Annotated in this window: 17 protein-coding genes and 1 tRNA gene; 10 read left to right on the plus strand and 8 right to left on the minus strand. The window is 72.6% G+C overall.

What is annotated here, in order from left to right; translation table 11 throughout:
- The coding region (locus AC3WRM_RS17945; RefSeq protein WP_492249934.1) for a hypothetical protein at positions 1-246 on the plus strand (246 nt) is incomplete at its 5' end.
- A 279-nt stretch (positions 247-525) separates the two neighbouring features.
- Here the strand turns inward: AC3WRM_RS17945 and AC3WRM_RS17950 are convergent.
- A complete protein-coding gene (locus tag AC3WRM_RS17950) occupies positions 526-1,080 on the minus strand; it encodes a nucleoside/nucleotide kinase family protein (protein ID WP_492249933.1) in 555 nt (184 codons plus the stop codon).
- A 103-nt stretch (positions 1,081-1,183) separates the two neighbouring features.
- On the opposite strand from AC3WRM_RS17950, the gene AC3WRM_RS17955 reads away from it, so the two are divergent.
- Complete coding sequence (locus tag AC3WRM_RS17955) at positions 1,184-4,072, plus strand: esterase-like activity of phytase family protein (RefSeq protein WP_492249932.1); 2,889 nt, start codon at positions 1,184-1,186, stop codon at positions 4,070-4,072.
- A gap of 16 nt (positions 4,073-4,088) precedes the next feature.
- Here the strand turns inward: AC3WRM_RS17955 and AC3WRM_RS17960 are convergent, their stop codons facing one another.
- Together AC3WRM_RS17960 and AC3WRM_RS17965 are read right to left on the minus strand one after the other, a co-directional pair.
- Complete coding sequence (locus AC3WRM_RS17960; protein ID WP_492249931.1) at positions 4,089-5,042, minus strand: NAD(P)/FAD-dependent oxidoreductase; 954 nt, start codon at positions 5,040-5,042, stop codon at positions 4,089-4,091.
- A 2-nt stretch (positions 5,043-5,044) separates the two neighbouring features.
- Entirely contained in the window at positions 5,045-6,121 is a 1,077-nt protein-coding gene (locus tag AC3WRM_RS17965) for an alkene reductase (protein WP_492249930.1), read from the minus strand.
- Between the two features lie 185 nt (positions 6,122-6,306).
- On the opposite strand from AC3WRM_RS17965, the gene AC3WRM_RS17970 reads away from it, so the two are divergent.
- From AC3WRM_RS17970 to AC3WRM_RS17980, 3 genes are all read left to right on the plus strand, one after another.
- Positions 6,307-8,376 carry a family 43 glycosylhydrolase gene (locus tag AC3WRM_RS17970; RefSeq protein WP_492249929.1) on the plus strand — a complete coding sequence of 690 codons (2,070 nt, stop codon included), beginning with the start codon at positions 6,307-6,309 and terminating at the stop codon, positions 8,374-8,376.
- Between the two features lie 57 nt (positions 8,377-8,433).
- Positions 8,434-9,594: an acyltransferase family protein gene (locus tag AC3WRM_RS17975; RefSeq protein ID WP_492249928.1), complete on the plus strand. Its 1,161-nt coding sequence runs from the start codon at positions 8,434-8,436 to the stop codon at positions 9,592-9,594.
- A 59-nt stretch (positions 9,595-9,653) separates the two neighbouring features.
- Positions 9,654-9,730: transfer RNA gene (locus AC3WRM_RS17980), tRNA-Pro, on the plus strand.
- 31 nt (positions 9,731-9,761) lie between these two features.
- Here AC3WRM_RS17980 and AC3WRM_RS17985 read toward each other — a convergent pair.
- The 3 genes from AC3WRM_RS17985 to AC3WRM_RS17995 form a co-directional block, all read right to left on the minus strand.
- Complete coding sequence (locus AC3WRM_RS17985; protein ID WP_492249927.1) at positions 9,762-9,905, minus strand: hypothetical protein; 144 nt, start codon at positions 9,903-9,905, stop codon at positions 9,762-9,764.
- A 72-nt stretch (positions 9,906-9,977) separates the two neighbouring features.
- Positions 9,978-10,643, minus strand: a complete 666-nt coding sequence (locus AC3WRM_RS17990; RefSeq protein ID WP_492249926.1) for a response regulator — start codon at positions 10,641-10,643, stop codon at positions 9,978-9,980.
- Positions 10,640-12,226, minus strand: a complete 1,587-nt coding sequence (locus tag AC3WRM_RS17995; protein WP_492249925.1) for a sensor histidine kinase — start codon at positions 12,224-12,226, stop codon at positions 10,640-10,642. Before AC3WRM_RS17995 ends, AC3WRM_RS17990 begins: the two co-directional genes overlap by 4 nt.
- Positions 12,227-12,308: 82 nt before the next feature.
- Between AC3WRM_RS17995 and AC3WRM_RS18000 the strand changes: the two genes are divergently transcribed.
- From AC3WRM_RS18000 to AC3WRM_RS18015, 4 genes are read left to right on the plus strand one after another with little or no spacing between them, the layout of a single operon-like run.
- Positions 12,309-13,328, plus strand: coding sequence for a Bug family tripartite tricarboxylate transporter substrate binding protein (locus tag AC3WRM_RS18000; protein ID WP_492249924.1), 1,020 nt, complete (start codon positions 12,309-12,311; stop codon positions 13,326-13,328).
- A complete protein-coding gene (locus AC3WRM_RS18005) occupies positions 13,325-13,849 on the plus strand; it encodes a tripartite tricarboxylate transporter TctB family protein (protein ID WP_492249923.1) in 525 nt (174 codons plus the stop codon). Before AC3WRM_RS18000 ends, AC3WRM_RS18005 begins: the two co-directional genes overlap by 4 nt.
- Positions 13,849-15,360, plus strand: coding sequence for a tripartite tricarboxylate transporter permease (locus tag AC3WRM_RS18010; protein ID WP_492249922.1), 1,512 nt, complete (start codon positions 13,849-13,851; stop codon positions 15,358-15,360). Before AC3WRM_RS18005 ends, AC3WRM_RS18010 begins: the two co-directional genes overlap by 1 nt.
- Positions 15,357-15,740 carry a universal stress protein gene (locus AC3WRM_RS18015; protein ID WP_492249921.1) on the plus strand — a complete coding sequence of 128 codons (384 nt, stop codon included), beginning with the start codon at positions 15,357-15,359 and terminating at the stop codon, positions 15,738-15,740. Before AC3WRM_RS18010 ends, AC3WRM_RS18015 begins: the two co-directional genes overlap by 4 nt.
- Before the next feature lie 5 nt (positions 15,741-15,745).
- Here the strand turns inward: AC3WRM_RS18015 and AC3WRM_RS18020 are convergent, their stop codons facing one another.
- Both AC3WRM_RS18020 and AC3WRM_RS18025 read right to left on the minus strand, forming a co-directional pair.
- Complete coding sequence (locus AC3WRM_RS18020) at positions 15,746-15,874, minus strand: hypothetical protein (protein WP_492249920.1); 129 nt, start codon at positions 15,872-15,874, stop codon at positions 15,746-15,748.
- Positions 15,871-16,530, minus strand: coding sequence for a DsbA family oxidoreductase (locus AC3WRM_RS18025; RefSeq protein WP_492249919.1), 660 nt, complete (start codon positions 16,528-16,530; stop codon positions 15,871-15,873). Before AC3WRM_RS18025 ends, AC3WRM_RS18020 begins: the two co-directional genes overlap by 4 nt.
- Positions 16,531-16,618: 88 nt before the next feature.
- On the opposite strand from AC3WRM_RS18025, the gene tyrS reads away from it, so the two are divergent.
- The gene (gene tyrS, locus AC3WRM_RS18030) at positions 16,619-17,890 is read left to right on the plus strand and encodes a tyrosine--tRNA ligase (RefSeq protein WP_492249918.1); all 1,272 of its coding nucleotides are present in this window, start codon (positions 16,619-16,621) and stop codon (positions 17,888-17,890) included.
- Positions 17,891-18,219 lie beyond the last annotated feature (329 nt).

Consider the following 18,219-nt stretch of genomic DNA (forward strand, 5'->3'; position numbering starts at 1 on the left):
CAGCAACGTGGCCCCACCGAAGCGGCGAACTTGCACCACCGGTGTCCACCCCACCACGGACTCAAGACCCGAGGAGCCCTGACCGTCACCCACGACGAGCACGGCAACGCCCACTGGCACCTACCCACCCGCACCACCCCCGCCCAGACCGCGTTCACCCGCGCCTGGACCCAGCGACCCCGCACCCTCCAGCTCGTCGAGATCCACCACACCAGGCCGGACCACATCCAGTACCGACCCCGATGAGACGGCCGAGGATCGGTCCATGCTCGAGCCACGGGGGCGGCGCTGGACGCTGCGCGACAAGAAGTCGGACCTCCTCCTGTGCGCGGCGATCCTGGTCGGTGGGGCGTTCTTCGTCACCGTCGTCCTCACCGCCGTCGAGGACGGGCTCGCCCCGATGGACGCCGTGCTCCTCTACACGCTGTACGCGTTGGCGCTGACCCTCGGCCTCGCGGCCCTCGCCCTGGCGACCCGGTCGCTCGACGAGCACTCGACGTCCCCTGGCCACCGTGGGCGGCTGGTTCAGCTGAGCGACGTCGCCAGCGGGTCGTCGGTGCGGACCACGAGGTCGGCGGCGGCGCGGGTCCCCTCCGCGGCGAAGAGCCTGCGCTCCTGGTCGGCCCAGACGTCCCACCACGGGGCGTAGGCGTCGCCGTCGCGCGCCATCGCCCGCCGCTGGCGCGTCGCGACGTCCGCCTCGACCCAGACGAGCACGCTGAGGAACGGGCGCAGCACCCGCGAGCCGCTGCCGCACCCGTCGAGCACCAGCAGGGGCACGGGCTCGACGGGCCGCGCGCCGACCCAGGTGTCCCGCACCCAGCTCCAGCGCGGCGGCCGGGCGGTCTCGTCGCGCGCGAGCGGCGTCAGCAGACCGTCGGCGAGCGCAGGCGGCATCTGCGCCAGCCCCGTCCACCCCGGCACGAACTCGTCGGTGCGCAGCACCACGGCCCCGGTGCGTTCGGCGAGGTCGTCCGCGAGCGACGACTTGCCCGCGCCGCTGGGCCCGTCGACGGCGACCACCCGCACGCGCCCGCACGCCGGCTGGCGGGTCCGCACCAGCTCCAGCAGCGCCTCCATCCCGCCAGCCTAGGTTCGTGCGCCGTTCACCGCGGTGACGAGGTCCGTTCCGCGGGCGTCGACAGTCTTCGCTCGATCCTCCTCCCCCCGATCAGGAGCACCCGTGAACCTTCGTCGTCCCGTCACCGTGGTCACCGCCCTCGCGGCGTCCGCCGTGGCCCTGGCCGTCCCCGCGGCCACGTCACCCTCGTCCGCCGCCGAGCCGGACCGTGCGTTCACGCGCACGGCGACCTACCCCGTCTACAAGAACCTGCCCGCCGACCTGCCCTCGTCCTCCGAGACGGTCGCGGAGATCTCCGACGTCTCCGACGACGGCGACACGCTCGTCTACACCGACGCCGTCGGCAAGCGCATCGGCTTCCTCGACATCAGCGACGCCGGCGACCCGCGGGGGGCGGGCTCGCTGTCGCTCGCCCAGCTCGGTGACGCGGAGGACGAGCCGACGTCGGTCGCGGTGCACGGCGCCTACGTGCTCGTCGTCGTCAACACGAGCGAGTCGTTCACGCAGCCGAGCGGGCGGCTCGACGTCGTGCGGCTCGCCGACGCCAAGCGGGTGCGCAGCATCGACCTCGGGGGCCAGCCCGACTCGATCGACGTCTCCGGGAACCGCGGGATCGTCGCGATCGAGAACGAGCGTGACGAGGAGTTCAAGCCGAGCGGTGGCAGCAAGGGCGACCTCCCCCAGCTGCCCGCCGGGTTCGTGCAGGTGCTCGACCTCTCCGGTCCGGTGGCCGACTGGTCTGCCACGAAGGTCCCGCTGACGCAGGCCGACGGGTCCGCGCTGCCGTCGTTCACCGAGGCGGGCGTCGTCGCGCCGACCGACCCGGAGCCGGAGTACGTCAGCATCAACGGCGCCGGCCAGGCGGCCGTGACGCTGCAGGAGAACAACGCCGTCGTGCTGGTCGACCTCGCGACCGCCGCCGTCACGAAGGTGTTCAGCGCCGGCCGCGCGACGGTGACCGGCATCGACACCACGAAGGACGGGCTGATCGACCAGACGGGCTCGATCACCGACGTGCCCCGCGAGCCCGACGCGATCGGATGGGTGGACGACCAGCACGTGGCCACGGCCAACGAGGGCGACTGGAAGGGCGGGACGCGCGGCTGGACCGTCTTCGACGCCCGTACCGGCGCTGTCACCTGGGACTCCGGGAACACGCTCGAGCGCGAGGCGGTGCGTCTCGGCCTGCACAACGAGGACCGTGCCGCGAAGAAGGGCATCGAGCTCGAGGGTCTCTCCCTCGCGACGATCGACGGACGGCGGTACGCGTTCGTCGGGTCGGAGCGCTCGAACTTCGTGGCGGTCTACGACGTCAGCGACCCGACCACGCCGCGGTACCTCCAGGCGCTGCCGACGACGAACGGGCCCGAGGGCATCCTGCCGATCCCGTCCCGCGGTCTGCTCGCGGTCTCCAGCGAGGTGGACAGCCCGAGCACGGGCGTCCGCTCCTCGGTCGCCCTGTACCGCCTGGGCGACACCGCCCCCGCCTTCCCCTCGATCGAGTCGGCCGACGGGCCCAGTGGCGCGCCGATCGGCTGGTCCGCTCTCGGGGCGCTGAGCGGCGACCCGACGGACGCGAAGCGGGTCTACGCGGCGTCGGACAGCGTGCTCACGAAGGGTCGGATCTTCGGCGTCGACGTGTCGCGGACGCCGGCGGTCATCACCGACGAGACCGTCGTGACCGAGGGTGGCAGCCCGCTGACGCTGGACGTCGAGGGCCTGTTCGCCCGCCCGCAGGGCGGCTTCTGGCTGGCCTCCGAGGGGTCCACGGGACCCGGGAACCAGCTGGTCCGGACCGACGCGGCAGGCGTCGTGCAGGAGAAGGTGGCGCTGCCGCAGGACGTCGCCGCGCACGTCGGCAAGTGGGGCTTCGAGGGCGTCACGGCCACGAACGACGCCACCGGCGAGCACGTCTGGACGGTCCTGCAGCGTCCGCTGTGGAAGGACCCGTCGGCGTCCGACCTCGACCCGTACGACGGTGCCGACATCACGCGGATCGGCCGGTACGACGTCGCCGACAAGACCTGGCACTGGTTCGGCTACCGGCTGAACGCGCCCCGCCAGGGCGCCGGTGACTGGATGGGCCTCTCGGAGATCACGGCGGTCGACGGCGACACGCTGGCCGTCGTGGAGCGCGACAAGCTCAACGGCCCGGCCGCCCGCGTCAAGCGCGTCTACACGGTCGACGTGCCCACGGACGCGCAGGGCCTGTCCGGCCTCGAGGGCGACCTGCCGGTGCTCGGCAAGAAGCTCGCGATCGACGTGCTCCCGGCGCTCAAGGCACCGAACGGCTGGGTCCAGGAGAAGCTCGAGGGCTTCACGATCGCTGCCGACGGCTCGCTCTACGGCGTCACCGACAACGACGGTCTCAAGGACGCGACGGGGGAGACCGTCTTCCTGCGTCTGGGCCGCGCCACCGACGCGTTCGCGGACGCGCTCGCCACGGCCACGACGATCGACGTCGCGCGCGGCTGGGCGTTCGGCACACGGACGACGGCGCAGGTGACGGTGTCCGGCGCCAGCGCGTCGGGCCAGGTCGAGGTGCTCGACGGCGCGAAGGTCGTCGCGACGGCCACGCTGCGGTCCGGCTCGGCCACGGTCGACCTGTCGGGCCTGAAGCCCGGACGACGCACGCTGACCGCGCGCTTCGCGGGGTCCGCGCTCGCCGGCGCCAGCGCCAGCCAGCCCGTCACCGTCGACGTCAAGCGCGCGTCGTCCAGCACCCGCGTGTCGGCGTCGTCCACGTCGGTGCGGCGCGGTCAGACGGTCGTCCTCTCGACGCGGGTCGTCGCCTCAGGCGTCGTGCCGGCTGGCCGCGTGCAGGTGCGGCGCGCCGGCCGCGTCGTCGCGACGGTCCCGCTCGTCAAGGGCCGTGCGTCGGTGCGGCTCAAGACCACCGCCACGGGCACGTACCGCTACGACGTGCGCTACCTGGGCAGCGACCTGGTGGCCCCCAGCGGGTCGCCGGTGCTGAGGGTGCGGGTCCGGTAGCCCGGCAGCGACCGTGTCAGGCCAGGCGCTCGACCAGGGCGAGCCCGAGCGCCCGGCCTGACACGTACGCCGTCTCGACCGACGACGTCGGACCCCACGCGTCGCCGCACGCGCCGACGCCGTCGTCGCCGAGGTGGAACGGAGCGTCGTGCCCCCGCGCGGGCCGCGAGAAGGTCCAGCGCTGCACGTGCACCAGGCTCGGCTCGGCGTCCGGGACGTCGACCACCTCGCGCAGTGCGGCGAGCATCGGTCCGGCGGCCGACGCCGGGTCGGCGAGGTGCTGCTCCGCTCGACCCGCGGTGCTGTGCGCGACGAGGACCGGCGCGCGATCACCGCGCCGCAGCCCGTCGTCGGCCACCCAGGCGAGGTCCGGGTGGTCGCCCACGAAGATGCCGTCTTCGTCGGGCCACGTCCGCTCGTCCCACCCGGCGGTCAGCGCGAGGGCCGGCTCGTAGGGGTCGTCGAGCACCTCGTGGGCAGGGCTGCCCGGCTCGAGCAGACGTCGCGCCTGGGGGTCGGGCATGGCGAGCACCACCGCGTCGGCCCGTTGGCCGTCGATGCGCGGGCCGTCCGGGCCGACCTCGACGCGGCCCACTGGGTCGGCGCTGCGCACGTCGAGCCGTCCGGCGAGGTCCTCCACGAGGCTGCGCAGGCCGTCCGGCGCTGCCCACCGCACGGGGCCGGGCTTGACCTCGCGACCGGCCGGCGTCCAGGCCGTGAACCGGTCGGTCCAGGAGCGAGCCAGCCCGCGCAGCTCCCAGTCGTCGACGACGGCGGCGAACGCGTCGTCACGGACGGTGACGTAGCTGGCGCCGACGTCGACCACGCGCCCAGCGTGCCGACGCAGCGCCATCCGCCCGCCCGGACGCCGCCCGGTGTCGCGGACGACGACCTCGTGCCCGTGGGCGACGAGCTCGCGTGCGCACACGACACCGGACAGTCCGGCCCCGACCACCACGACCTGCGCCACGGTCAGGACGCGTCGCGGGTCGGGTAGTCGGTGTACCCCTCGGCGCCGCCGCCGTAGAAGGTGTCCGGGTTCGGCTCGTTCAGCTCCACCCCGTCGCGCCAGCGCTCGACCAGGTCGGGGTTGGCGAGGAACGGGCGTCCGACGGCCACCAGGTCGGCCAGGCCGCCGTCGACGACGTGCTTCACCTCGTCGAGGTCGGTCACCTGGGTGAAGCCCGTGTTCGCGACGACCGTGCCGCCGAAGCGCGTGCGCAGGTCCTGGAACAGCTCGCCGTCGGGGTCGCCGAGGATGCTGAGGTAGGCGATGCCGAGGTCGGCGATGCCGTCGACCAGCGCCTCGTAGGTGGCGCGCGTGTCGTCGGGGTCGGTCTCGAGGACGCCCTGGATGTTGTGCGCGGGGGAGATGCGCAGACCCACCTTATCGGGCCCGATGGCCTCGGCGACGGCCCGCACGACCTCGATCGTCAGACGCGCCCGGTTCTCGGGGCTGCCGCCGTACTCGTCCGTGCGCTCGTTGGTGGACGGTGCCAGGAACTGGTGCAGGACGTAGCCGTTGGCGCCGTGCACCTCGACGCCGTCGAGTCCCGCCTCGATCGCGTTGCGCGAGGCCTGCACGAACTCCTCGACGAGGCCCGGCACCTCCGACGTCTCGAGGGCGCGCGGCTCGACGTGGGGCTTCTGCCCGTCGGCCGTCACCATCTCCCCGGGTGCGGTGAGGGCGCTCGGGGCGACGGTCTCGAGGCCACCCTTGTTGTCGGGGTGCGCGATCCGGCCCACGTGCATGAGCTGCGCGACGATGCGTCCGCCGTCCGCGTGCACCGCCTCGGCGACCTTGCGCCAGCCCGCGACCTGCTCGGGGGAGTGCAGACCCGGTGTGTCGAGGTAGCCCTGGCCGACGGCCGAGGGCTGCGTGCCCTCGGTGACGATCAGGCCGGCACCGGCGCGCTGCCCGTAGTACGTGGCGGCGAGGTCGCCGGGGACGCCGCCGGCCTCTGCGCGGTTGCGCGTGAGCGGCGCCATGACGAAGCGCTGCGGCAGCGTCCAGGCGCCGACGGTGATCGGGTCGAAGACGGTGGTCATCTCTCTCCTGGGGATCGGGTACGGGCGGCAGCGGTCTGCTCCGCCCATCTCCTTCACTGTTCAACCGAATCGGTGCCTCCGCACGTCGAACCCGGAGCCGTGTGGGCCGACTCACCGGCTCGCACCGGGCCGGCGGATCGAGAGGTTCGCCCCCGCGGCGGCGGGACGCGACCTACTGTCAGCCCATGAGGACTGGACGGATCGTGGTCGCCGTGGCGACCGCCCTCGTGCTCGCGGCGGTGCCCGCCACGGGCGCGTCGCCGAAGAAGCCGAACGACTGGCTGAAGCCGGGCGTGCCCCTGCAGGGGCAGCAGCACCCGGACCCGAGCGCGGTCGCGCTCGGTCCCTACGTGCTTGCGACGTCGACGAACCACGGCGGCAGCGACCTGCCCTTCGTCTGGTCCGGCGACCTCAGCCTCTGGACCGCCCGCACGCAGTACGCGGACGGCAACCGGACCCGTGACGGCGAGGGTCGCGGCTTCTTCAACGACGGGATCGACGCCCCGCGCTGGGGCTCGTACGCGTCGTGCACGGAGACACCGCGCACCCGGTCGGGCTGCGACCCGCGGGAGATGTGGGCGCCCGGCTTCGACTTCGTCGGCGGCCGCTGGGTGCTGTTCAGCGCCGTGAAGGTGTCCGACCGCTACTCCTCCTACGGCCGGTTCGCCATCTACCGGGCGGCGTCGTCGGTCGCGACGGGTCTCTACTCGTCCGTCTCCTCCTCGCCGATCGTGCGCACCGACACGCGCCGCGACCCTGCCGGCGTCATCGACCCCGAGGTGTTCACCGATCCGGCGAACAACCGCTCCTACCTGCTCTACAAGACGGAGGGCAACCTGCAGGGCAACCTGCCGACCCTCTGGTCGCGCCGGCTGGACTCCAGCGGCACACGGTTCCTCAAGGGGTCCAAGCCCGTGCGGCTGCTCACGACCCCGCGCGGCTCCTGGGAGGGTCGCGTCGTCGAGAACCCGTCCATGGCCAAGGTGAACGGCGTCTACGTCCTCTTCTACTCCGGCAACGAGTACACGAGCACCCGCTACGCGACCGGCTACGCGGTCTGCAAGCGAGGTCCGTCCGCGCCGTGCACCCGGCCCGGGTCCAACCGGCTGCTCACCTCGGCGCGCGGCTCGTACGGCCCGGGCGGCGCCGACGCCCTGACCGACGCCCGCGGTCGCCACCTCCTCGCGTACCACGCCTACCCGACGGCCAGCGGCAGCACGGGCACCGGCGGCCGGACCCTGCGCACGGCCGAGTTCACGGTCGACCCGCGCACGAAGCGCGTCTCGATCCGGCAGCGTGCCGTCGCTGCCGCGCCCGGGCGTGAGGGCGGCACGTGGTTCGGCGGCGACGGCGCCTTCACCCGGGTGAAGCAGGACGCGAGCGGCGCGTTCGTCCCGTTCGTCGCCGACCTGGACCACGACGGCGTCGACGACGTCGGCTACTACGGCGGCTGGGGTCGCGCGGACGCCGCACGCCTCGGTGCGAAGGGGACCCGGACGGTGCGGCCGGGGTCGGCGGCGCTGGTGCGCCAGGCCGGTGCGTTCGTGCCCGTCTCGGGCGACTTCGACGGCGACGGTCACACCGACGTGTACTGGTACCAGCCGGGCGCCGACCCCCACAACGACTTCCTCGACCCGCGCAACAAGCGGCACTACGAGCCGAACGCCCGGCGCGACGAGCTGTGGCTCTCGCGGGCGGGTGGCTGGACGAAGATCCCGCTCGCGCAGGACCGGACCGCCGTCCCCATCGTCGCGAACGTCGACGGACGCCCCGGCGACGAGCTGTGGTGGTACGTGCCCGGCAAGGCGTCGGACGAGCGGTGGACGTGGGACGCGGCGGCCGGCACGATGTCGCGCCGGCAGGGCGACATCCCCGGCCCGGGCACCACGGCCCCCGCCGTCGCCGACTTCGACGCCGACGGCTTCGACGACCTGCTCTGGTACGTGCCGGGCCAGGCGAGGGCGACGGTCTGGTGGAAGGGGTCGTCGGCCTCCCGCACGTCCTTCGCCGTCGACTCGGTGACGCGCACCTCGGGACGTGTCCCGGTCGCGGGTGACTTCGACCGCTCGACGCCGGGCGCGGAGGTGCTCTGGTACGGGCCCCGCTCGGTGAGCGAGGTGCAGTGGTCGACGCTGCGCCGCACGGGCACGCCCAAGGTCACGTCCGTGCGCTCGTTCGACGGCGGCGCCGTCTACCAGGCCGTCGTCGGGGACTACGACGGCGACGGCACCGACGACATCAGCTGGTTCGGGTGAGTGCGACACGACAGGCCACCTGACCCCGGGGGACCAGCGGGTGCCTAGGCTGGCTCGGTGAGCAAGCGCATCGAGTTCCCGTACCTGGACGGCCTGCGTGGCCTGGCCGCGCTCTCGGTGGTGCTGTACCACACGTTCCTCTACACGGGAGAGCGCGGCGACGCGTACCGCGCCATGCCGACGTGGTCGTGGGCGATCAGCTCCGGCTACGTCGGGGTGGCGATCTTCATCGTGCTGTCGGGCTACCTGCTCATGCTGCCGGTGGCGACGAACCCCGAGGGACTGCGCTTCCGTCGCGGCACCTGGGACTTCGTGAAGCGCCGCAGCCGTCGCATCCTCCCGCCGTACTACTTCTCGCTGCTCATGGCGCTCGTGCTCATCTGGTTCGTCCCGCTCATGGGCGAGCCCCGCAACACGCAGTGGGACACCAAGATCCCCGTCACGACCGAGGGACTCGTCTCGCACCTGCTGATGGTGCACAACCTCGACCGCGACTGGTTCGGCGAGATCAACGGACCGCTCTGGAGCGTCGCGGCCGAGTTCCAGATCTACTTCATCATGGCGCTCGTGCTGCTGCCGCTGTTCCGGCTGGTGCCTCCGTCGCTCGTGGTGCTCGTGACGGCGGGCTGGACCGGATGGCTGGCGATCGGCGGCAGCTACGAGTTCATGCACCCCTGGTACATCTGCCTGTTCGCCGCGGGCATGTGGGCCGCGCAGCTGACCCTGCGGCCCGGCGCCGACAAGGTCGCCCGCTGGGTGGGCCTGGCGCTCCTGGCCGCCGCGCCGGTGGCCCTCTTCGTCGCCCGCAGCGCGAAGATCAACCATCGGGACTGGCTGTACAAGACGACCTACTGGCCGGAGATGGCCCTGGGGCTCGCCGTGGCCGCCCTCCTCGTGTGGGCCGGACACGTGTACCTGCGAGGCGACCGTCCCGCGGTGCTGCGGCTCCTGTCGAGCGCCCCGCTGCTGCGCCTGGGCCTCTTCTCCTACACGCTCTACCTGTGTCACAGCCCGCTCATCGGCCTGGCGAACCTGCTGCTGCTGCCCCTCGGCCTCAGCACCGTCACGCAGTACTTCGTGCTGACGTTCCTGGTGGTCCCCGTCGTGATGGTGATCTGCTACGGCTTCTACCTGCTCGTCGAGCGGCACTTCCTCAACACGCGTCAGCGCCACGTCGCTGAGGAGGAGCAGCCCGAGGGACGCCCCGCGGCGACCTGAGCCCCGTCCCTTCGGCGCTACACTCGTGCCTCGTCCCAGCGCGCCGTGCGCGGGGGCACCGGGATGTAGCGCAGCTTGGTAGCGCATCCGCTTTGGGAGCGGAGGGTCGCAGGTTCAAATCCTGTCATCCCGACCACGCGTCGCCGCGGGGTCGAGCGCCGTCGTCGTCAGCGACCGACGCGCTCCAGCAGCCGGTCGAGGACGGTGAGCCCGCCGACGAGGACCGCGCTGATCGCCGACCACAGCAGGCTCGGGCGCGGCGCCGGCGCCGGGCGCACGAGCGACGTCGGGAGCGAGGTCGTGGTCTGCATGGCAGAAGGGTGCCACACGGCCCGGTCAGGGGGAAGGCCAAGGACCTGCGGCCAACGGCCGAAGGTCCCAGGTCACGGGCGACGGTAGCGACGTTCCGGGCGTCCCGCGCCGCCGTAGCGGAGCCGGACCTGGGCCTCGCCGGTGGTCACGAAGTGCTCGAGGTAGCGACGCGCGGTCACGCGCGAGAGGCCGAGCCGCTCGGCCGCGTCGGACGACGAGACCTCCTCGTCCTGCTCCAGCAGGCCCTCCACGAGCTGCGCCGTCTCCCGGCTCAGGCCCTTCGGCAGGGGAGCGACCCGCGACGGGCTGCGCGCCGCGCCGAACGCGCGGTCGATGGTGGCCTGGTCGGCGTCGCCCTCGCCGAGGGCGAGGAGAGCATTGCGGACGCGGTGCAGACGCTCCGCGAGGTCGTGCTGCTCGAACGGTTTGACGACGTACTGCATCGCACCGCCCGCCACCGCAGCTCGCACCGTGTCGGCGTCGCGCTCGGCCGTCACCATGATCACGCCCGCACGGCTCCCCGCCTCCCGCAGCCGGGCGAGCACCTGGAGCCCACCGAGGTCCGGCAGGTGCACGTCGAGGAGCACCAGGTCGGGGTCGAGTGCCGCGCACAGCGCGATCGCCTCCTCGCCGTTCGACGCGACGCCTACGACCTCGAAGCCGTCGGTCCGCTCGACGAACCGGGCGTTGAGCCGCGCGACCATGAAGTCGTCGTCGACGACCAGCACCGACGTCACGTCGACTCCCAGGGCAGCACCACGCGGAACAGGCTAGGCCGCGCGGCGTCGATCGTCACCGACCCACCACGGCGCTCGCACAGCAGGCGCACCAGTGCCAGGCCGACGCCGCGGCCGCCCAGCACGTCGGGCTTGGTGGAGTAGCCGCGGACGAACACCGCCGACTGCAGCTCCGCGGGGACGCCGTCACCGCTGTCCTCGACCTCCAGGACGAGCGCGTCGTCGTCGGCCCGCCCCGTCACCCGTACCTCAGCGCCCGGCGTGCCGCGGCACGCGTCGACGGCGTTGTCGACGAGGTTGCCGAGGATCGTCGTCACGTCGGCGGCCAGGCCGGTGCCGAGCGGGGGGATCTCGCAGTCCGGGTCGAGGCTGAGCAGCACGCCCGCCTCGTCCGCCTGGCTCGACTTCGCGAGCAGCAGCGCCGCCGTGGCCGGATCCTCCACGTGGTCGGCGACGTCGTCCTGCCGTGCCGCGCGCGACCCGACGATGTGCGTCACGAGGGCGCGCGCCTCGTCCGGCTCGTCGAGCTCCAGCAGGCCGCCGATGGTGTGCAGCTGGTTGGCGAACTCGTGCGTCTGCGCGCGCAGCGCGTCGGTGATGGTCAGGTTCGAGCCGAGCTGCTGCTGCACCTCGACGAGCTCCGTGCGGTCACGCATCGTCACCACCGTCCCGACCCCCTCGCCGCGTGTCGCCGCGCGTCGCCGGTTCAGCACCAGCACGCGGTCGTGCGTCACCAGCACGACGTCGCTCGCGTCGCCCGGGTCCTGCAGGAGCGCGGCCACGTCGGGCTCGGGGGCGACGTCGGCGACCCGTCGGCCCAGCACCGGTCCCTCGAGGCCGAGGAGCTCGAGCGCCGCGTCGTTGGCCATGCTGATCCGACCGTCGGGGTCGACGCCGAGGACGCCCTCGCGGATGCCGTGCAGGAGCGCCTCGCGGTGGTCGGCGAGCCGCGCGAAGTCCCCGGCGGCGAGCCCGCGCGTGCGCCGACGGACGATGCGCGAGACGGTCCAGGAGCCGAGGATGCCGAGCCCCGCGCCCACCCCCAGGAAGAGCGCCAGGTCGGGGGCCGCGTTGGTGGCCCGCTGCCAGGCGGTCGGGTACTTCTGCTCCGCCAGCACGGCGCCGGCGAACGTGCCGTCGTCGGCCAGGACCGGAGCGTGCCCGGCGAGCGTGCGGCCGCGGTCGGTGGGGACCGAGCCCGTCCAGCCGCGACCCTCCAGGACGCGGCTGCCGCCGAGCGGCGCCTCGGTGCCCACCAGCGACGGTCGTGACGAGGCGACCACGCGGCCCTCGCGATCGGTCACCGACACGACGTCGGCGCCGGACAGCGACCGCGCCCGGTCGATGGCCGGGGCAAGCACGCGGGACGCGTCGGTCGAGCCGAGCCGGGAGCGGACGACGGCGACGTTGGCGAGGTACTCCGCGGTCGAGCGCAGCCGCGCCCCGCGGTCGTCCTCGAAGCCGCGGGTGGCCTGCTGCAGCGAGAGCACGCCGACGATCACCAGCACGAGTGCGACGACGGCGAGCTGGAGCAGCAGGAACTGACCGGCCAACGTACGTCGGCCCGGTCGCGGCGACCACAACGAACACAACCTCCTTTGCGCACCCAATCGTGACGCAGGCCACGTTCGGCGTCATGCTCGGGTCGACCCACCAGGAGGTGTGATGGCCGACACAGGTCAGCGACGACCCGCACGTCGCCCCCGCAGGACCAGGACGGCGACCGTCGTGGCGCTCGTCCTCGCGCTCGCCGCGACCCTCGGCGCGTGCGGTGTCACGCGCGGCGGCGACGACCCCGACAACCGGCGCCTGCGCATGATGATCCCGAACAGCCCGGGCGGCGGCTACGACCTCACCGGACGCGCCGCGGCGCAGGTGATGGAGGAGGACGACCTCACCGGTCGCTTCGAGATCACGAACGTCATCGGTGCCAGCGGCACCGTGGCCATGCAGCGGCTGCTGAACGAGCGCGGCGCCGACGACCTCGTCATGCTCATGGGCCTCGGCGTCGTCGGCGCGACCTACACCAACGACTCGGCCGCCCGCGTCTCGAAGGCGACGCCCATCGCACGCCTGGTCGAGGAGCAGGAGGGTCTGCTCGTGCCGGCGGACTCCCCGTTCAAGACCGTGGACGACCTCGTCACCGCCTGGAAGAAGGACCCCCGCAAGGTCACCGTCGGCGGCGGCTCGTCGCCCGGTGGCCCCGACCACCTGTTCCCCATGCAGCTCGCCCAGACCCTGGGCATCGACCCGAAGGACGTCAACTACATCGCCTACGACGGCGGCGGCCCGCTCACCACGGCCCTGCTCGGCGAGAAGATCCAGGTCGGCACCTCCGGCCTCGGGGAGTTCCAGGGGCAGATCGACGACGGCTCGCTGCGCGTGCTGGCCGTCTCCGGCGACGAGCGCCTCGGGGGGATCGACGCCCCGACGCTCACCGAGTCCGGCATCGACCTCGTCTTCACCAACTGGCGTGGCCTGCTCGCCCCGCCTGGCATCGACGACGCGACGCGGGACTACCTGACCGAGCTGGTCACCGAGATGCACGACACGCCCGAGTGGCGCGAGGCGCTCAAGCGCAACGGATGGATCGACGCCTTCGCGACCGGCGAGGAGTTCGGGACCTTCCTGACCGAGCAGGACGAGCGCGTCGACTCGACGCTGAAGGAGCTGGGACTGTCATGAGCACCACCACCGAGACGACGACGGGTCCCGAGGGACCACGCGTCGTCGACCGCGCCCAGTACGGGCTCGCGGCCTTCCTGGCCGTCGTGGGCGTCGTCGTCGTGGTCGACGCGACGGGCCTGCGGCCCGGCTTCGCCGACCAGCCCGTGCAGCCGTCGTTCCTGCCCTACGTCGTCGGCACCGCGCTCGTGGTGCTGGCCGTGACGCTCGCCGTCGCCACCGCGCGCGGCAACGTCGCGGAGCCGGAGGGCGGCGAGGACGTCGACCTCACCGAGCCCAGCGACTGGTTCACCGTCGCGAAGCTGGCCGGCGTGTTCCTCGCGAACGTGCTCCTCGTCGACACGCTCGGCTGGGCCATCACCGGCGCGCTGCTCTTCGCGGGCTGCGCCTGGGCGCTCGGCAGCCGCACGCTGCTCAAGGACGTCGCCATCGGCGCCGCCCTCTCCCTCATCACCTGGTACGGCTTCTACGTCGGCCTGGGCCTGCCGATCCCCGCGGGGATCCTGGACGGAGTGCTCTGATGGACCTCTTCCTCGACGGGCTGATGAACGCCCTCACGCCCGAGAACCTGCTGTACGCCGTCATCGGCGTGCTGCTCGGCACCGCGGTCGGCGTCCTGCCGGGCATCGGGCCGGCCATGACGCTGGCCCTGCTCTTCCCGATCACCTACACGGTCCCGGTCGACAGCGCGCTCATCATGTTCGCCGGGATCTACTACGGCGGCATGTACGGCGGGTCGACGACGTCGATCCTGCTCAACACGCCAGGGGAGTCCTCCTCGGTCGTCACCGCGATCGAGGGCAACCAGATGGCGAAGCGGGGCAGGGCCGCGCAGGCCCTCGCGACCGCCGCGATCGGCTCGTTCGTCGCCGGCACCATCGCGACGGCGCTCCTGGTGCTGTTCGCCCCCAAGGTCTCCTCGGCCGTCGTGCAGCTCGGTGCACCGTCGTACTTCGCGATCCTGCTGCTCGCGCTGGTCGCCGTCTCGGCGGTCCTCGGCAGCTCGAAGATGCGCGGCTTCATCGCGCTGTTCCTGGGCCTCGCGATCGCGCTGGTCGGCACGTCGACCGGTCAGGCCCGACTCACGTTCGGCAGCCCGCTGCTGGCCGACGGCATCGACGTCGTCGTCGTGGCCGTCGCCATCTTCGCGATCGGCGAGGCCCTCTGGGTCGCCGCGCACCTGCGCCGCCGGCCGCTGCAGGTCATCCCGGTCGGCCGTCCGTGGATGGACCGCAAGGACTGGGGCCGCTCCTGGAAGCCGTGGCTGCGCGGCACCGCGTTCGGCTTCCCCTTCGGTGCCCTCCCCGCCGGTGGCGCCGAGGTGCCGACGTTCCTCTCCTACATCACGGAGCGCAGGCTCACGAAGCACCCCGAGGAGTTCGGCAAGGGCGCCATCGAGGGCGTCGCGGGACCCGAGGCCGCGAACAACGCCTCGGCCGCGGGCACGATGGTCCCGCTGCTCGCGATCGGCCTGCCCACCACGGCGACGGCCGCGATCATGCTCAACGCGATCCAGTCCTACGGCATCCAGCCCGGGCCCCAGCTCTTCGACAACGAGCCCGCGCTGGTCTGGACGCTGCTCGCCAGCCTGTTCGTCGCCAACACGCTGCTGCTCGTGCTGAACCTGCCGCTCGCGCCGATCTGGGCGAAGCTCCTGCGGGTGCCGCGGCCCTACCTCTACGCGGGCATCCTGTTCTTCGCGTCCCTCGGTGCCTACAGCGTCAGCTTCGAGCCGTTCGACCTCGCCCTGCTGCTGGTGCTCGGCTTCCTCGGCGTCGCGATGCGCCGGTTCGGGCTGCCGGTGCTGCCGCTGATCGTCGGCGTGATTCTCGGCCCGTCGCTGGAGAACCAGCTGACGCAGGCCCTGGCGCTGTCCGGTGGCGACGTCTCCACGCTGTGGAGCGAGCCCGTCGCGAAGGTCGTGTACGCGGTGCTGGTCCTCGCGCTGGTCGCGATGGCGGTCGCCGCCGTCCGCGGACGGGCCGCACGTCGCGGCGCGTCGACCGTCGAGAAGGAGGAGGTGTCCGCATGACCGCAGTGGTCGTGGCCTACAGCCCGGACGAGTACGGCGAGGCGGCCCTGGCCGCCGGCGCCGAGGAGGCGAGCCGACGCTCGGTCCCTCTCGTCGTCGTCAACGCGACCCGGGGCGACGCCTACGTCGACCCGCACTTCGCCGACGCCGACACCGTCGCTCGCCTGCGCGAGCGGGTGGGCGAGGTCGAGGTGCTCCAGGATGTCGTCCCCGACGTCGGTGCCGAGGTGGTCCGGGTCGCGCAGGAGCGTGACGCCGAGCTCGTCGTCGTCGGCGTGCGCCATCGTTCGCCGGTCGGCAAGGCGCTGATGGGCAGCGTGTCGCAGCGGGTGCTGCTCGACGCGACCTGCCCGGTGCTCGCGGTCAAGCCGTCGGCCTGACCCGCTCAGCCCGCGTCGGCCCCGTCCACAGCCTCCGGCTGGGGCGGGGCCGACGTCGTGGAGGGAAGGGCGCACACGCCGTCGACGCACACCGCGGCGTCGTCGTCGCCGACCATCTGCAGCGGCCCGGTCATGCGGGTGCCTCCTGCTCCTCCTGCGCCGCCTGGCGCAGGGCGGAGAGGAACGTGTCGGGGTCCTGGGCGCCGGAGACGCCGAGGCGTCCGTCCAGCACGAAGAACGGCACCCCGCGGATCCCGAGCGCCAGCGCCTGCTCCTGGTCGGCGCGGACGTCGGCGAGGTGGGCGTCGGACTCGAGCGCCGCGACGACCTCGGCCCGGTCCAGTCCGACCTCGGCGGCCAGGTCGGCGAGGTCCTCGACGCGACCCACGTGCCGACCCTCGGTGAAGTACGCCGAGAGCAGGCGCTCCTTGAGCTCGGCCTGGAGGCCGTGCTCCTTCGCGAGGTGCAGCGCGCGGTGCGCGAGCACCGTGTTGGTGTGCTGCAGCGCCTCGAAGTCGTAGGCGAGGCCCTCGTCGGCGGCGACCGCGGTCATCTGCGCGAGCATGCCGACGACCTGGTCGCGTGGCATGCCCTTGTGGCGGGCGAGGAAGTCCACCTCGTCGCCCTCGAAGTCCACGGGGGTGTCGGGGGACAGCTCGAAGCTGCGCCACGTCACCGCCACGTCGCCACCGTCGGCGCGGAACCGCTCCACCGCCGCCTCGAACCGCCGCTTCCCGACGTAGCACCAGGGGCACGCCACGTCCGACCAGATCTGCACGTCCACCGTCATGCCGGGCTCAACAGCGGGGCGCGCGCGGGTGTTCCCGGCGCGCCGGGGAGAATGGGCGCGACCCGTCCCGACGACGCAGGAGCCGTACGTGACCACAGCCGGAGGATCCGTCCTCGACGACCTGACCGCCCGCGGACTCGTGGCGCACTCGACCGACCTCGAGGCGCTGCGGGCCGAGATGGACGCCGGCCCGATCGTCTACTACGTGGGCTTCGACCCGACCGCGCCCAGTCTGCACGTCGGCAACCTGCTGCAGATCCTCACCGCCCGACGGCTCCAGCTCGCCGGGCACCGTCCGCTCGTGCTGGTGGGTGGCTCCACCGGCCTCATCGGCGACCCGAAGGAGGCCGGCGAGCGGGTCATGAACACCCGCGAGACCGTCGCGGCCTGGGTCGAGCGGATCCGCGACCAGGTCGTCCGGTTCGTCGACCTGGAGGGCGAGAACGGCGCGACCATGGTCAACAACCTCGACTGGACCGAGTCCCTCAGCACGATCGACTTCCTGCGCGACATCGGGAAGCACTTCCCGGTGAACCGCATGCTGGCCCGCGACGTGGTGAGCAGCCGGCTGGAGAGCGGCATCAGCTACACCGAGTTCAGCTACGTCCTGCTGCAGTCGATGGACTACCTGGAGCTCTTCCGCCGGTACGGTTGCGTGCTCCAGACCGGCGGCAGCGACCAGTGGGGCAACATCACCGCCGGTGTCGAGCTCGTCCGGCGCTCGGAGGGACGCAGGGTGCACGCCCTCGCGACCCCGCTCATCACGAAGGCCGACGGCACGAAGTTCGGCAAGACGGAGTCGGGGACGGTCTGGCTCGACCGCGAGCTCATGAGCCCGTACGCCTTCTACCAGTCGTGGATCCACGCCGAGGACACGAAGGTGGGGGAGTACCTCAAGCAGTTCACCTTCGTGCCGGTGGACGAGATCGACGCCCTGATGGTGGAGCACGCCGCAGCGCCGGGCCGACGTCTGGCGCAGCGCCGGCTCGCCGCCGAGGTCACGGCCCTCGTGCACGGACAGGCCGAGGTCGACGCCGCAGAGCTCGCCTCGACGGCCCTCTTCGGTCGCGGCGAGCTGGCCGGGCTGCCCGAGGACACGCTCGCCGCCGCACTCGGGGAGACCGGCGTCGTGGAGCTGGGCGCCGACGCCTCGCTCACGGACGCACTTCTGGAGACCGGCCTCGTCGACTCGCGCTCTGCCGCGCGTCGGGCCGTGTCCGAGGGTGGCGCGTACGTGAACAACACCCGGGTGGACGACGCCGACGCGTCGCTCGCGTCCCTGGACGCCCTGCACGGCTCGTGGCTGGTCCTGCGACGTGGAAAGCGCGCCGTTGCAGGCGTCCGACGGGTCCCGTCCTGACTATGGCGGGGGTCACACCGCACCGATTTGACCCTGCTCCGGTCGTCTGAGTAATGTTCTTCTTGTTGCACCGCACGACGGAGGGCAAGGCCGCGAGGTCGGGCACTCGGAGCGAGCAGCCACTCGAACCGAAACGGTTAACGCCAGGAACTGAGTTCCGGAGACTGACCGCTGACAACGGAGAGTGATCGTGGCAGGACCCCGGGTTTGACCCGGTGATCACCAGCCGCGTACGATAGAGCAGCCCCTGGTGGGTGGGCCCTGATGTGGGTCTGTCTGGTGGGTGTGCGTCTGATGTTTGAGAACTCAACAGTGTGCTAAAAGTCGAC

The sequence above is a fragment of the Aeromicrobium sp. EU05-FHT14F07 genome, assembly GCF_058790455.1.